Here is a 15,229-nt window from a genome sequence, read left to right on the forward strand (position 1 = left end):
CGAAGCGTTGGGAGAAGGTACGGACGGCCTCGGAGAAGGCTTCGGGGCCCAGCGGGCGGCCCGATGCTCGAAGCTCGGAAACGTACTGGTCGATATGGTTATCGAGGGGGTTGGTGGACTTCTTACGAGAATTGCGTTTGGTATTCGTGTTCATTGGATGCACCCGATTGGCGGGCTCCGATTATCCCATGGACACAAAATTTCTGACGCTCTCCTCGCGCGTGAGATATTTGCGAACCCATCAGCTGCTTGTCCGTTCGACTCCAACATTTATGTCACGTCCTTCACGGAGGCAACCGAATTAGGCCCGGTGAAAACCAGCGATCCAAAGGGCGAAAAAGTGTCGACAAAGCTTCATTACCACTACTACAAGAACAAAGGCAAAGCCGCTTTGGAAGAAGAAAACTTCGTCGGCGAACTCCATAAAATCCAGAAGAAGCTGGAAGGTGGGGTTGCAAGGGAAGATCTGGAGCCGGCCGAACAGAAGATGTGTGAGAAGTTTTTGACTGTCATTCCCAAGCGCGGTCGCGGCAAGCCAACAGTCCTGATCAAGGATGAGCCCTGCAAAGCGGAAATGTTGAATTTTGGAATCTTCGTTCTGATCTCCAATCGGCACCGTGACCCCTGGCAGGCTCTGCGACATTACCGTCGACGCAATGATATCGAAGCGTCTTACCACATGATCAAGAGCGAGCTTGATGGCGCTCGTGCCAGATGTTGGGACATAAAGCGTGTCAGAGGAAAGGAGCTATGCCGCTTAATTGCACTTAGCTACCGCTTCCATTTGCAGAATGCTTTGCAGAGTACCCAGGAAGAAGCCGAGCGCCGTTCCAGAGACGAGGAACTGAGCAAGCTCGAACGCGACAGGATGGCTGGAGTAGCGGCCTGGCTCAAGAAAACCACCCTGCGACAGTTCTTGGGTTGGTTTGATTGCATCGAGACCGTCACCGTTAGGAACAAACGTGCGAAGTATCGTTGGTCGACCGAATGCACGGCGAGGGATCACCTTGCGCTTCAAATGTTGGAGGAAAATTTGGGCTCATTCTCCGTTGAGGGTTAACACCTAAAGGCGAGAGATCGAGTTAGTGTGTATTTTTTCCGCTTTTAGGAAGAGAACTGAGGGCAGGCACGCTCTGAGGAACGCTGCCGAAGGGCGAACCGTCCAGATGATATCTTGTAGAAAGACTGTTCTTTTTCGAGTACAATCTCATAATAATAAAAAAGCTCCCGAAACAGGAGCTTTTTATGTCGCACAGTCAAGCCACAGCGTACGTCAATAAAGTCGAAGACAACTGTACATCAACCCTTTGCAACGCCCCAGACGTCGCCCCAGTCACCTGTAAGGGCGCCCTTTGCATAATCCACGACTTTATTTTCGAAAAAGTTCGTGTGCGATACACCCAGCATAGCATCCACCCACGGAAGCGGATTCTTTTTGATGCCAAAGATGCCCTTCATGCCGAGACCGATGAGGCGGCGGTCGGCGATGTAGCGGATGTAGCTGCGGACCTCCTCGCGGGTGAGGCGGCGCATTTCGGAGACGCCGAAGGCGAGGTCGATGAAGCGGTCCTCGAGTTCGACCATGGTTTCGGCGATGCCGTAGATCTTGGCCTTGAGAGAGTCGTTCCAGAGTTCGGGGTTCTCGACGATGTACTCGCGGAAGAGCTTCGTCATGGACTCGGTGTGGAGCGTCTCGTCGGCGATGGACCAGGCGATGATCTGGCCCATGCCCTTCATCGTGCCGTTTCGCGTGAAGTTGAGCAGCATGACGAAGGACGAAAAGAGCTGCATGCCCTCGGTGAATGCCGAGAAGGCGGCGATCTGCGCGGCGAGGTCGCGGCTGTCCTCGGCGACTTCGTTGAAGAAGTCGTGCTTGGCGGCCATGGCCTCGTACTGCAGGAACTCGTTGTAGATGGACTCGGGGAGCCCGATCGTCTCGATGAGGTGCGAGTAGGCAGCGATGTGCACGGCCTCGCGCGCGGCGAACGACGAGAGCATCATTCGGACCTCGGGCTGACCGAAGCGCGGGAGGTAGTGGTTGACGTAGGCGCCCGAGACGTCGATGTCGCCCTGGGTGAAGAAGCGCAGGATCTTCGTGAGGAAGTCGCGCTCGCTGTCGGTGAGCTTCTGGCCGTAGTCCTTGACGTCCTCGAGCATGGGCACTTCGGTCCAGAGCCAGTGCATCTGCTCGGACTGCATGAAGGCCTCGTAGGCCCAGGGGTACTTGAAGGGCTTGAAGCAGGTGCGGGTCGAAAGGAGCCCGCCGGCGGTGTTCTTGTCGGTCATGATGTGGTTCCCTCCGGTCAGCCTTCGCAGGCGAGGCAGGTGGTGTTGTCGGCGACGGCCTGCATACTGATCTGATCCTCGATGCGGCGGCGCTCGACCTGGACGCCGACTCGGTCCGCCTTGCGGAGCTTGTCGGAGCGGTTGTAGTAGAGGCTCTTGAGGCCCTTCTTCCAGGCGGAGAAGTGGCAGGCGTGCAGATAGGCGATCGAGACGTCGGGCGGGAAGAAGAGGTTCACGCTCTGGCCCTGGTCGATGAATGCCTGCCTGTCGGCGGCAAGTTCAATGATCCAGCGCTGGTCGAGTTCGATGGCGGTCTTGAAGACGTCGCGCACTTCCTTCGGAAGGTCCTCACGGTGCTGCACGGAGCCGTCATGGGCGATGATGTCGGCCCAGACGTCATCCGTGTCAAGGCCGCGCTTTGCGAGCTCGGCCTTGAGAAAGCGGTTCTTCACGATGTAGGCGCCGGAGATCGTATCCTGACGGTAGATGTTGGCACGATAGGGCTCGATCGAGGGACTCGTGCCGCCCATGATGAGGGACGAGGAGGCATTGGGCGCGACGGCCATGCGGTGCGAGAAGCGGCGCATGACGCCGGAGTCGGCCGCGTCGGGACAGGGGCCGCGCTCGGCGCACAGGCGCGCGTCGGCCTTTTCGACCGCTGCGGCGATGTGCCTGAACATGTCGCGGTTCGTGAACTTGGCGGCGGCGGACTCGAAGGCGATGCCGCGCTTCTGCAGATAGGCGTGAAAGCCCATGGCGCCGAGGCCCACGCTGCGCTCGCGCATGGCGGAGTAACGCGCGCGGCGGATGCCGTCGGGCGCGTGCTCGATGAAGTACTGGAGCACGTTGTCGAGGAACTCCATCGCGTCGTCGATGAACTGCTCGTTGCCGCGCCACTCGTCGTAGTACTCGAGGTTGACGGAGGAGAGGCAGCAGACGGCCGTGCGGTCCTTCGAGGTCGGCAGGAAAATCTCGGTGCAGAGGTTGGAGCCGTGAATGGAGAGCCCCTTGTCCTTGAGCCAGGAGGGCAGCGCGCGGTTGGCCGTGTCGGTGAAGACGAGATAGGGCTCGCCCGTGTGCATGCGCATCTCAAGGAGGCGCTGCCAGAGGTCGCGGGCGGAGACGGTCGCGACGACCTCGCCCGTGGTCGGGTGACGAAGATCCCAGGAGTCGTCCGCATCGGCGTCGCGCATCGAGGCCTCGATCTTCTCCATGAAGGCGTCGGTGATGTTGACGCCGTGGTGCAGATTGAGGGCCTTGAGGTTCTGGTCGCCCGTGGGCTTGCGCATCTCGATGAACGGAATGATGTCCGGATGGTCGATCGAGAGGAAGGCGGCGTAGGAGCCGCGGCGGGTAGAACCCTGACGGTAGGCGAGGCAGGAGGCGTCGTAGACCTTGAGGTGCGGCATCACGCCCACGGACTTCTCGTCGGCCGAGCGGATGCCGACGTGGATGCCCACGCCGCCGCCGAGCATGGAGAGGCGGTTAACCTCGGAGAGCGTCTCGATGAGGCCTTCGGCGCTGTCGTCCATGTAGGAGAGATAGCACGAGACGGGAAGCCCGCGGCCCGTGCGGCCGAAGGCGAGAATGGGCGTCGCAAAGGAAAGCCAGTGGCGGCTTGCGTATTCGTAGATGCGGGCGGCGTGCTCCGGGTTCGAGCCGAAGGTCTCGGCCACGAACTTGAAGCGCTCCTGCGGACTCTTCTCGTCCGCGCGCATGTAGCTTTCGCGAAGGCGCATGAGCCCGAGCTCATCAAAGAGCGCGTCGCGGCTCTGATCGATCTGAACGGCCATCGATGGGGTTCCTTTCAAAAGGGATTTCGGAATTTCGTGGAATCCTGGCAGATGTCTGCGGCAGAGGCGCCTGAAGGCACACCCACAACATCTTGTGGTTTGAAGCGTGAACGGACACAAGAACTTGCGTCCGTGAAGTGAGTCTCATAGTACAGAGAAACCCGCCCGCGCGCCAATAAGGGAGGCCTAACCGGACAATAAGGATTATTTACGAGGCTTGTGCGACGGGACTTTGTACGCTTTTCAGAGGAACCAGGGTGTTTGACCTATTGCGCGAATGCGGTATGGGGGCGTAGAGTATGCGGAAGCGGTGCCTCGAACGGCACCTGCAGTTCAAGATCAATCAAAAGATCAATTGGATTTGGAAACGGAAGTCATCATGACGCACGCCTTCAACGCTCAGTCTCTTCTTTGGTGGTGGCACCCCCAGCAAGCGGGTACCGGCCAGAGATAGTCACGAGCGTCAAGAACGCAAGTCAACAGTTTCCCCACAACCCGCGGATGTCGAATCAGCGGGTTTTCTTTTATCCAATCTCCCCCTCCGGTTCGGCAGCCGCAAGCACCAGACAAAGGTTTTGCGATGTCAAGCCCAGTTCTCCCCCTCATCAGACAACTGCTCCTGAAGACCCTCAAGCCCGAGGCCAGGCCCTGGCCCGGCTTTCTCCGCGCGCCCGCCGGCACGGCCGGAATCCCCGCGGGACGCCTCCCCTGAAGCGTCCGCGAAAACACAGGATCAACTGAAAATCAATTGAAAACCAACGGAAAAAGCCGACCGGGAATGAAAGGAGCACGAAATGGATGCCCGACTTGAAACCCTCTACCGCATGCAGCCCCTGAGCACTGCCGAAACCGACACCCTCTTCACCGAGGTCTTTGCAGGCAGCATGAGCGAGCCTGAGCTTGCGTCCCTTCTCACCGCCCTGAAGATGAAGGGCGAGACGCTCGACGAAATCCGCGGAGCGGCCGCCGCGATGCTGCGCGCCGCGAGGCCCTTCCCGAAATCCGCCTTCGAGGTGGGCGAGATCGTCGGCACGGGCGGCGACGGCGCAGGCACGATCAACGTCTCGACGATGACGGCGCTCGCCGCGGCGGGCGCAGGTCTCAGGATCGCCAAGCACGGCAACCGCGGCGTGTCGTCCCCGTCGGGCGCCTCGTCGCCCAGTCCGGCATCCGCACCCACGCCGACGTCGAGCGCGTCGCACGCGCGGCCCGCGTCTTCCTCGTGGGCTCCGTCCTCAATCAGGCCGACGACGTCTCGCTCGCCGTGAGAAGACTCGTCTTCGGCGAAATGACGGTCTGCGGCATCACACGGGCCGACGATGCGACCAGGGCCGCGCTCGAGGGCTTTTCCGCAGCAGGCGTCGTGCTCGCGAAGCGCTCACCCAGAGCGGTCACACCCGAAGGACTCGCGGTCCTCTCGAATGAGATCAAGGAACGCACGAAGGCCCTCGGCCTCACGATGCCCGTCACGGCCGTCGTCGACACAGACGAAACGGACGTTCTCCGGGCCATCGCCTCGCCCGCCGCCGCAGGCGCCTTCACGCCCCTCCAGATCCACGGTGACGTGACGGACGCAGACCTCGAAGGACTTCGTGTCCTGTTTCCGGGAAAGGCCCTCCATCTCGCGGCCGCTCTCCCCGAGGACCCCGTCGCGCTCGCCGAGGCGGCCCGCAGGCTCGAGGGGCTTCTCGAGCGGGGACTCGCCGAAAGGATCGTCGTCGACGGCACCTCGGACGGCCTCGCGGGCGGACTCACGCCCGAAAACGCACGGACCGCCGCAGCTGCGGGTGCGGCGGGGCTCGACGCGAACTCGGGCGTCGAGTCGGCGCCGGGCCTCAAGGATCCGCGCCTTCTGGCCCTCTTCGCGGGCGCCGTGCGGGGATGCCCCCGACGCAGACCCAAAAACCGAACACACTGAACTACACAGAACCGAACTCGAAAAAGGAATCTCCATCATGCTGCTCAATCCCTACTTCGGCCAATACGGCGGCCAGTTCGTCCCCGAGCTTCTCCTTCCCGCCCTCGACCAGCTCGAGCGCGCCTACGTCGACGCGAAGGACGATCCCGCCTTCAGGACGGAGCTCGACCGCCTGCTGACGACCTATGCGGGCCGTCCGACGCCGCTCACGAGGCTCACGCGCCTTACGGAGGGCACGAAGACGACGATCTACCTCAAGCGCGAGGACTTGCTGCACGGCGGCGCCCACAAAACGAACCAGGTGCTCGGCCAGGCGCTCCTCACGAAGCGCATGGGCAAGACCCGCGTGATCGCCGAGACGGGCGCGGGCCAGCACGGCGTCGCCACGGCGCTCGCCTCGGCCCTATTCGGCTTCAAGTGCAGGATCTACATGGGCGCCAAGGACGTTGAGCGCCAGAAGCCCAACGTCTTCAGGATGGAGCTCATGGGCGCCGAGGTCGTGCCCGTCACGGCGGGAAGCGGCACGCTCAAGGAGGCCTGCAACGCGGCCCTTCGCAACTGGGCCGAATCCTTCGAGGACACGCACTACATGCTCGGCACCGCCGCGGGCCCTCATCCCTTCCCGACGATCGTGCGTGAGTTCCAGAAGGTGATCGGCGAGGAGGCCCGCGCCCAGTTCGCCGAGGCCGAGAACGGACTCCTGCCCGACGCCGTCATCGCCTGCGTGGGCGGGGGCTCCAACGCCATCGGCCTCTTCACGGACTTCAGGCCCTTCGAAGACACCCGCCTTATCGGCGTCGAGCCCGCGGGCATGGGCATCGCCTCGGGCAAGCACGGCGTCACGCTCGGCGAGGGTCAGCTCGGCATCTTCTTCGGCGCGCGCTCCTACAACATGCAGACGCCCGAAGGCCAGATCAACGAGTCGTACTCGATCTCGGCCGGCCTCGACTTCCCGTCGGTCGGCCCCGAACACGCCCACCTCAAGTACACGGGCAGGGCCGAGTACGTGAGCGTCACCGACCGCGAAGCCCTCGGCGCCTTCCTCGAACTCTCCCTCAAGGAAGGCATCATCCCCGCGCTCGAAAGCTCCCACGCCCTCGCCTACGCGCTCAAGATGGCCCGCGCGGAACCTGAAAAGGAACAGAAGCTCGTCGTCAACCTCTCGGGCCGAGGCGACAAGGACATCTTCCAGGTGGCCGCGAGGCTCGAGGCCGACGGCTGCCTGAAGGACGGCCGCCTCAGCTCCGACGCACTCGGAGCCTACGCCGACTGAGATGCGGAAAAAGACTACGGAACACACAACGGAAACACTGCTGAATGAGAGACGCCATGACCGAACGCTTTGAAAACCTCTTCGCCCGACTCGCCCAAAGGCGCGAGGGCGCATTCGTCCCCTTCGTGAACCTCTGCGACCCCGATCCCGAGACCTCGCTCGCCGTTCTCGAAACGCTCGTCGCCTCGGGCGCCGACGCGCTAGAGCTCGGGATCCCGTTCTCCGACCCGTGCGCCGACGGCCCCGTCGTCGAGGCCTCCGCCGACAGGGCCCTCGCCAACGGCGCCACGCCCGCACGCTGCCTCGACGTACTGCGCAGGTTCAGGACCGCACATCCCGAGACGCCCGTCTGCCTCATGCTCTACATCAACCTCGTCGCGACCCCCGGCGTCAGGCGCTTCATGCAGGCCGCCGCCGACGCGGGCGCAGACGCCGTGCTCATTCCCGACCTCCCGACGAGCATGCGCGAGGCCGAGCCCGAATGGGACGAGGCCGCCCGCGAGGCGGGCCTGCACCTCGTCGCCATCGTGCCGCCCAACGCCTCCGACGAGCGCGTCGCAAGAATCGCGGGACTCACGAGCGGATACACCTATCTGCTCTCGCGCGTCGGCATCACCGGCACCGACCACGCCTCGGGCACGCCCGCAGAGCGCATCATCCGCGACCTCGAGAGGGCCAAGGCCCCGCCCACCCTGCTCGGCTTCGGCATCTCCACGCCCGGACACGTCAGGCGCGCGCTCGAAGCGGGCGCCGCAGGCGTCATCGTGGGCTCCGCCCTCGTGAAGATCGTCTCCGAACACCTCGGCGACAGGGACGCCATGCTCAAGGCCCTCGGCAGCGCCGCCGCCTCCTTCAAGGCCGCCACGCGAACGGCCTGAAGAACCATGGACCACGCATGAGCATTCCAAATGTTTTTAGATTATTAAAAAAGGGGCACCCGCAGACGAAAACTTCTGCTGGCGCCCTGCCTTCTTCACAAGAAACAGCGTCTAAACGCCTGCAACGCGGTTGCAAAAGATGTCTGACGTCCAACAGTCACGTCACGCAAGCAGAAAACACTTGCAATTAGAGGATGGTACATGATAGGATGTATCTAACAAATCAAACGACGGCATCCCGGAGGCAGGCGAACCCGCCGCCCCGAAAGCTCCCGTCCTCTTGAAGGAGAAATTCTCATGAACGACATCGTGATGGTCAACGACGCCAACGTCGAATCCGTGATTGCAGCCGACAAGCCCGTGATTCTCGCCATCGGCGCGAGCTGGTGCCCCGACTGCCGCCGCGCCCAGCCCTTCTTCACGCAGCTCGCGGCTGTCAACGCCGAACGCGCCGTCTTCGCCTCCTGCGACTCCGAGCAGAATCCGCAGGTCGTCGCGAAGTACGCCGTGCAGCACATCCCGACGATGGTCGCGCTCAAGGGCGGCAGGGAAGTCGACCGGATCGTCGAGGTGAAGACGCCGGGCGAGCTCAAGGCCTTCGTCGAGCGCAACATCTGACGCCCGCACAAGTCCTTCTCAGGATCTCCCGATCCGAGATATCTTTTTGAGGCACCCGCAGGACAAGACGCCTGCGGGTGCCTTTTTGTCTGAAAAATTCGTTGCACTGACATAGGAAGTCCTCAGTTCCGCCCATGTCTGCGCTAATTTTCACTTCTTAGACTTCAGTCCGATTCGAACAGTGCGCCGCGGCAAGCGAGCCGCTCTCCCGCGCACCGGCAACAGCAACTGTTTGAAGAGGTTTTGACAATGAAGATCAAGAACACCACTGCCGCCATGACGGCCGCCACCACCGCCTGGGCCGTCGACGCCGCCCCCGCATCCGTCCCGCAGATCACGGAAAACGCGCAGCCGCAGGTTGGCATGAGCGCCGCAACTGCTGCGGCCGAAGAGGCCTACGGCGGACAGACCCGCTCCGCCCGCCTGCACATGAGCCGCGAATACGGTCCCGTCTTGGACGTCCGCGTGGTGAAGGACGACGGCACGAACGTCCACACCTTCGTGGACGCGCAGACGGGCAAGGTGGTCGCCGCCGACGAATTCGGCATCGGCGAAGGTCGCCACATGCACGACGGCCGCGGATACGGCCACCGCGATCACGACCGGGGCGACTGCGGCTTCGGCTTCGGTCACGGCTTCGGGTTCCATGGCGGCCGCGCCTGCTGGTGATGAATGATTCCGGCGCACGATGAGGCGCCCGAAATACAGGGATGAAGAACGGGAGCGGACTCGGAGCCGGCTCCCGTTCTTTGCTTTTGGGAACGAAGGCTTTGGAAAACCCGCCCTCAGGAGAAAACCGTGAAGACCGCGAGCGCGAGGAAGAGCACAGCGCTGCCGCGGTTGAGCCAGAGCGAAAATGCGGGGCTCTGCAGCTTCTTCGCCGCAGCGCCCGCCGCCCAGGCGATGGCCGAGAAGACGACGAAGGTGGCGAGGATGAAGGTGAGGCCCTGCACGACCATCTGAAGGACCAGAGCCCAGCCCGTCGTGCCGGGTGCGACGAACTGCGGGAAGAAGGCAAGAAAGAAGATCTGCACCTTCGGGTTCGTGATGTTCATGATGAGGCCGCGGCGCCAGAGTTGCACGGGCGAGAGCTCGACGGCGCGCTCCGTGCCGACGGGATCGGCCGCGTGGGTCCATGCACCCCAGGCAAGATAAAGAAGATAGGCGGCGCCCGCGAGCTTGATCGCCATGAAGAGTGCAGGAACGGCCGCGACGACGGCTGCAAGGCCACAGGCCGCGAAGAACGTCTGCAGCACCAGACCGGTCATGAGGCCGAACACGACGGTGACGCCCGCTCGCACGCCGTAGACGGCGCTCTGCGCGAGCACAAAGAGATTGTCGGGACCGGGAGCGGCAGAAAGCAGCAGGCTCGCGCCGAGGAATGTGAGCCAGACGGAGAAGGTCATGATGAGGGCCTGTTGTGCGTTGTGCAGTGTTGTTGTGTTTTGGCGGACCGTGCGGAAATGCACGGGACAAAAAAACCCGCAGCGGGCTACGGGAAGAGGCTTGGGCCTGCCGCACTGCGGGGAAACAGCAAGCTTCATATTGCGCGAGCTTCACCGGTTGAGCCAGGAGGTAATGATGCAACACGGGAGCTCGAGAGAGAAGCGCAAGTGCTTGCTTGAATCATCATAGAACAAGCATCCGCACTCAAGCCCCTTCTTTGAACGGTTCTTGCGGCACGTCAGGAAAGGCCAACGGACGGGTTTATTACTGCAGGTCCTTCATAGTAAAATGGATTTTTCCCTTCCGATTCAGGGACCTCCGGCGAGGCCCCGTCCTCTTCCCTCCTTGTCCTCCCATCAAAGCCACCAGACGGTGCTCCAGGGCGACAGCGCCTCCTCCACGTCCGCGGCGGACGAAACCGTCTGAACGAGCGGGCGTCCCTGCGAATCGAGGGGAGGATTCTCAAGAAGCCTGATCGCCCACGGCTCGCCCTCCTCGACGATCGAGTGCCACAGCAGCACGGGGTGTCCAAGCTCGAGCGAGAACGCGACCTCGCGCAGGGTGCTCGAGCCCTCCTTTCCCGCCATCACCAGACTTCCGAGCCCGAGGGCCGCGATCGCGCGGTTGCGTGCGCGAAGGCTCTCCGCGCGCTCCTCGTCCGTGAACGAGAGTCCGTTCACCTGAGGGGCGAGCGAGATGAGCAGGCCGTATTCGGCGATGCGGCGCGCAAGGCGCGCGTTGGCGGGCGGCCAGGGCTGCGAGAGCGGCGTGCCCATGACGGCGATGGTGCGCCCGACCGTGCCCGACGGACTCCTCGCCTCGAGCGCGCCCTCGTGGGCGGCGGTGTCGATGCCTGCGGCAAGCCCCGAGACGACGACGGCCCCGCGTGCGGCAAGCTCGCGGGCGACGCGACGCGCATCGGCGCGGGCTGAGTCGGACGCATCCCTCGAACCCACGATCGAGACGCGCAGCTGGCGCTCGGTGAGCGACAGGTCGCCTTCGTGCACGAGCACGGCGGGATGCTCCTCAAGGGCGGCAAGCTCGGGCGGATAGGAGGGATCGGAGGCGGCGACGAGCTTCGTGCCGTCGGGGAGCGTCTCGTCGAGAAGACGCACGACCACTTCGCGACCCGCGCGTTCAAAGGGGCGCTTTTCAAGCGTGACGAGCATGTCAAAGGCGTCGGTGGGGATCTTGTGCATGGTTTCTCCTTGACGGATCGGGGAGCAGAACGCCGATGAAAGGCCTAGTTGGGGGCAGCTGGTCCGGAACACATGCCTGAAACGCCGTTTTTGCGGGGACGCGCGGCATTGGCCGGCCCTCGACTGTCCGTCTTCATGCAGTTCATCATAAGGGCCCCGTCCGATCAGTACCATTGGGTCTTTTGCCAAACGGGTTTACCCACTCGGGGAAAGCCCCATCAACACTACCACTCAGAGGGTATACCTGACCACGTTTCCCCCTATCATCAAATGCACCCGCATTCTGCGCAAGCTCCTCGCGCCGACATCATTCCACCCGCCGCCCGCCCATTTAAATAAGGGATCTAACCTACCTCTATATGGGTATTTCAACCTATTGAAAGCGGCACTTTTTTCCTCTTCTTCCCTCTCTCAGTGCGCTTTATTGCAAACGTTTGCGTTACGGCAAATTTCAGGGCGTCTTAACATGGGACTCTCCTCTATATTTAGGGCTGGAAAAAAAGCCGGACCTGTTGTCCGGCACACAATTTCCCGAATGCCCGCTAGGAGAGGTCCGAAGAAGACCGGCGGGGGTTCGGAAGACTTGAGATAGGAGAACTTTCCATGAAGAAGATTCTGGTTGCCACTGCTGTCGCCGCCGCCTTCGGCGTTTCCGGCGTTCAGGCTGCCGAAGACATCACCGTCGACGTCGCCGTGATCGGCGCGGGAGGCGCAGGCCTTTCCGCCGCAGTGGAAGCCGCCAACCTCGGCGCCAAGGTCGTCGTCGTTGAAAAGATGGGCATGCCCGGCGGCAACACGATCCGCGCCGCTGGCGGTCTCAATGCTGCCGGCACGGCCCTGCAGCAGGCCAAGGGCACGAAGGACTCCGTTGAAATCGCCTACTTCGACACGATGAAGGGCGGTCACTGGAAGAACGATCCCGAACTCGTTCGCACGCTTGTTTCCGGCGCTGCCGGCTCCGTCGAATGGCTCCTCGCCCTCGGCGGCGACCTGCGCGACGTCGGCCTGATGGCCGGCGCCTCCCAGCCCCGCACGCACCGCCCGACCGGCGGCGCCCTCGTCGGTCCTGAAGTCGTCAAGACCCTCTACAATGCCGCCAAGGCCCGCCAGATCGACATGCGCATGAACACGCAGGCCACGAAGATCCTCATGAAGGACGGCAAGGTCACGGGCATCCAGGTCACGAACAAGAAGGACGGCACCTACACGATCCACGCCAAGGCCGTCGTTGACGCCGCCGGCGGCTTCGGTGCCAACAACGACCTCGTCTCCAAGTACGTGCCCCGCCTGAAGGGCTTCGCCACGACGAACCATCCGGGCGCCACGGGCGACGGCCTCGTCCTCGCTGAAAAGGCCGGTGCCCAGCTCATCGACATGACCGAAATCCAGACGCACCCGACCGTGGTGCCGAAAGTCGGCGAAATGATCACCGAAGCCGTTCGCGGCAACGGCGCCATCCTCATCAACAAGGACGGCAAGCGCTTCTTCAACGAGCTCAACACCCGCGACGCGGTCTCCGCCGCCATCCTCAAGCAGAAGGACGGCGTGGCCTACCTCTTCTTCGACTCCGACATGCAGAAGTCCCTGAAGGCCACGAACAAGTACATCAAGCAGTCCTACTGCGTCTCCGGCGCCACGATTGAAGAAGTCGCCGGCAAGATGGGCGTTCCCGCCGCCGAACTCCAGGCCTCCATCGACGCCTGGAAGAAGGGCAAGGCTGCCGGCAAGGACGCCTTCGGCCGCGCCGACATGCCGCGCAACCTCGATCAGGCTCCGTTCTACGCCATCATGGTCACGCCGGCCGTCCACCACACCATGGGTGGCATCAAGATCGACTCCAAGACCCAGGTCTACAACACCAAGGGCCAGGTCGTTCCGGGCCTCTTCGCTGCGGGTGAAATCACCGGCGGCGTCCACGGCGGCAACCGCCTCGGCGGTAACGCCCAGGCCGACATCGTGACCTTCGGCCGCATCGCCGGCCAGCAGTCCTACATCTACGCGATGCAGGCCGCTGCCGCCGACAAGGCCAAGAAGTAATCGGACTCAAGCCGATGACTGAAGGCGCCGTCCTCAGGGACGGCGTCCTGCAGGCCTCCAAGAACTCCCGTCTGCCCTGCAGGCGGGAGTTCTTTCGTTTTTCCCTTCTCAAAACGCCTGCCGCCCCGATGTGTCACGGCGTTTCGCGCTCCAATCTGCACCCGGGTTTTCCCTAAGCCTCAGTCAATACAACAAACGCACCAAAGGCACGGCGCACGCACGCCGGCCAAAAAGGCAGCAACATGCCCAGACACCTTCTCGCCCTCGCGCTCGGCGTGTGTGCGGGCGTCGCCGTCATGGTGGTCGCCGCCCGCGGCATCGCGCTCTCGCGCATGCTCTACCTCCTGGCGGGCCTGATCTTCGCGGGAAACCTCTTCGCGGCCCTCGCCTTCGACTACTGGTCGATGCTCGCCGCACGATTCATCGCGGGCCTTCCGCACGGCGCCTACTTCGGCGTGGGCGCCATCGTGGCGATCAGTCTCGCGGCGCCCGGCCAGGCCTCGCGAGACGTCTGCCTGATGGTCACGGGCATGACGATCGCCAACCTCGTCGGCGTGCCGCTCGGCAGCTTCCTCGCGTGGTCGCTCTCGTGGCGCGCCACCTTCGCCGTCGTGGCCTGTGCGGCGCTCCTCCTCATTCTGGCGCTCAGGCTCTGGATGCCCCATGTGCCCGCCCTGCCCAACAAGGGCTTCAGGGCCCAGTTCCGCTTTCTCGGACACCTGACGCCCTGGCTCGTGCTCGGCGCCATCGGCCTCGGCAACGGCGGCTTCTTCGCCTGCTACAGCTACGTCAATCCCATCATGGAGACGGTCGCGAGCGTGCCCACCTCGCTCATGAGCGCCGTCATCGCGCTCGCGGGCTTCGGCATGAACGCCCTCATCTGGCCCTCGCCCGAACAGTATCAGGAGGCCATCAGGAAGGTCGACTTCTCGTTTGCCGCCGACAACTTCTACCGTGACGAAACGCATCACGACATGGACATCGTGTTGCCCGCCGCCCTCAACTTCGAGCGCTACGCGCCCTTCGGCGTGCACGGCCGCAAGGTGAGCGTGCGCCGTCCCGTGAAGCCTCAGGGCGAAGTCTGGGAGGACTGGAAGATCGCCTGCACGATCAGCGCCGCCGTCTGCGACCCCGAGACCTTCTTCCACGGCGATCCCGTCAAGGCCTGCGACTCGATCCTCAAGGACTGGGGCGTCACGTATGAAAAGCAGCAGGGCGTGCTTCCGAACCTGCAGACCGTAGAGTTCTTCCCGCCGCAGACGACCGGCAAGCACGAGAAGGCGCTTCTGCGCTTCGACGGCAAGCCCGGCTTCAGGACGCCGTCGGGCAAGATCGAGCTCGTCGCGAGCCTTCAGGCCAAGCACGGCTTCCCCGGCCTGCCCGTCTACGTCGAGCCGCCCAAGCCCACGGCCGAATATCCGTTCAAGCTCCTCAACGGCACGAGGCGCCCGTACATCACGCACTCGAAGACCCGTAGCGACCAACCCTACCTGCTTGAGCTCGAACCCGAGAGCACGATCAACATGCACCCGAAGGACGCCGAAAAGCTCGGCATCAAGGAAGGCGACGGCGTCTGGCTCGTCTCGCCCTACTGCGACCACAAGGTGCGTGCCAAGGTCCGCGTGACGATCCTCTGCCAGCCCGGCCTCATCGACGCCCAGTACGGCTGGCGCGGCGATCAGGAAACGCAGCCGCTCATTCCGCGCAAGAACTGGGACCCGATCTCAGGCTACCCGTGCTGCAATGACGTCTGCATCCGCGTTGAAAAGGCATAAAGGAGG

General features: G+C 63.0%; 13 protein-coding genes. 9 read left to right on the forward strand and 4 right to left on the reverse strand.

Annotation, left to right across the window (positions count from 1 at the left end):
• Positions 1-310 precede the first annotated feature (310 nt).
• A complete protein-coding gene (locus HMPREF9465_RS13640) occupies positions 311-1,060 on the forward strand; it encodes a hypothetical protein (RefSeq protein ID WP_147645237.1) in 750 nt (249 codons plus the stop codon).
• 239 nt (positions 1,061-1,299) lie between these two features.
• Here HMPREF9465_RS13640 and HMPREF9465_RS04975 read toward each other — a convergent pair whose 3' ends face one another.
• Both HMPREF9465_RS04975 and HMPREF9465_RS04980 read right to left on the reverse strand, forming a co-directional pair.
• On the reverse strand, positions 1,300-2,286 hold the full coding sequence (locus HMPREF9465_RS04975) for a ribonucleotide-diphosphate reductase subunit beta (protein WP_005434687.1): 987 nt from the start codon (positions 2,284-2,286) through the stop codon (positions 1,300-1,302).
• Between the two features lie 17 nt (positions 2,287-2,303).
• Entirely contained in the window at positions 2,304-4,079 is a 1,776-nt protein-coding gene (locus HMPREF9465_RS04980) for a ribonucleoside-diphosphate reductase subunit alpha (RefSeq protein WP_005434689.1), read from the reverse strand.
• A gap of 794 nt (positions 4,080-4,873) precedes the next feature.
• Between HMPREF9465_RS04980 and HMPREF9465_RS04985 the strand changes: the two genes are divergently transcribed.
• The 6 genes from HMPREF9465_RS04985 (at position 4,874) to HMPREF9465_RS05010 (ending at position 9,435) form a co-directional block, all read left to right on the forward strand.
• On the forward strand, positions 4,874-5,347 hold the full coding sequence (locus HMPREF9465_RS04985) for a hypothetical protein (protein ID WP_005434693.1): 474 nt from the start codon (positions 4,874-4,876) through the stop codon (positions 5,345-5,347).
• Positions 5,302-5,997: a hypothetical protein gene (locus HMPREF9465_RS04990; RefSeq protein ID WP_005434694.1), complete on the forward strand. Its 696-nt coding sequence runs from the start codon at positions 5,302-5,304 to the stop codon at positions 5,995-5,997. Before HMPREF9465_RS04985 ends, HMPREF9465_RS04990 begins: the two co-directional genes overlap by 46 nt.
• Positions 5,998-6,034: 37 nt before the next feature.
• On the forward strand, positions 6,035-7,270 hold the full coding sequence (gene trpB / locus HMPREF9465_RS04995) for a tryptophan synthase subunit beta (protein ID WP_005434696.1): 1,236 nt from the start codon (positions 6,035-6,037) through the stop codon (positions 7,268-7,270).
• A 56-nt stretch (positions 7,271-7,326) separates the two neighbouring features.
• Positions 7,327-8,148, forward strand: a complete 822-nt coding sequence (gene trpA, locus HMPREF9465_RS05000; RefSeq protein WP_005434698.1) for a tryptophan synthase subunit alpha — start codon at positions 7,327-7,329, stop codon at positions 8,146-8,148.
• Positions 8,149-8,445: 297 nt separating this feature from the next.
• The gene (locus HMPREF9465_RS05005) at positions 8,446-8,766 is read left to right on the forward strand and encodes a thioredoxin family protein (protein WP_005434700.1); all 321 of its coding nucleotides are present in this window, start codon (positions 8,446-8,448) and stop codon (positions 8,764-8,766) included.
• A gap of 249 nt (positions 8,767-9,015) precedes the next feature.
• Complete coding sequence (locus HMPREF9465_RS05010; RefSeq protein WP_005434708.1) at positions 9,016-9,435, forward strand: PepSY domain-containing protein; 420 nt, start codon at positions 9,016-9,018, stop codon at positions 9,433-9,435.
• Between the two features lie 116 nt (positions 9,436-9,551).
• On the opposite strand, the gene HMPREF9465_RS05015 is transcribed toward HMPREF9465_RS05010, so the two are convergent.
• A complete protein-coding gene (locus HMPREF9465_RS05015) occupies positions 9,552-10,172 on the reverse strand; it encodes a LysE family translocator (RefSeq protein ID WP_038006579.1) in 621 nt (206 codons plus the stop codon).
• Positions 10,173-10,568: 396 nt separating this feature from the next.
• Positions 10,569-11,411: a DNA-processing protein DprA gene (locus tag HMPREF9465_RS05020; RefSeq protein WP_005434716.1), complete on the reverse strand. Its 843-nt coding sequence runs from the start codon at positions 11,409-11,411 to the stop codon at positions 10,569-10,571.
• A gap of 603 nt (positions 11,412-12,014) precedes the next feature.
• On the opposite strand from HMPREF9465_RS05020, the gene HMPREF9465_RS05025 reads away from it, so the two are divergent.
• Together HMPREF9465_RS05025 and HMPREF9465_RS12735 are read left to right on the forward strand one after the other, a co-directional pair.
• Positions 12,015-13,448, forward strand: a complete 1,434-nt coding sequence (locus tag HMPREF9465_RS05025) for a flavocytochrome c (RefSeq protein ID WP_005434717.1) — start codon at positions 12,015-12,017, stop codon at positions 13,446-13,448.
• A gap of 242 nt (positions 13,449-13,690) precedes the next feature.
• Positions 13,691-15,223 (forward strand): MFS transporter, encoded by a 1,533-nt coding sequence (locus HMPREF9465_RS12735; protein WP_005434721.1) that lies wholly within the window; start codon positions 13,691-13,693, stop codon positions 15,221-15,223.
• Positions 15,224-15,229 lie beyond the last annotated feature (6 nt).

The sequence above is a fragment of the Sutterella wadsworthensis 2_1_59BFAA genome, assembly GCF_000297775.1.
In the GTDB taxonomy this organism is placed as follows: Bacteria; Pseudomonadota; Gammaproteobacteria; order Burkholderiales; family Burkholderiaceae_F; genus Sutterella; species Sutterella wadsworthensis_A.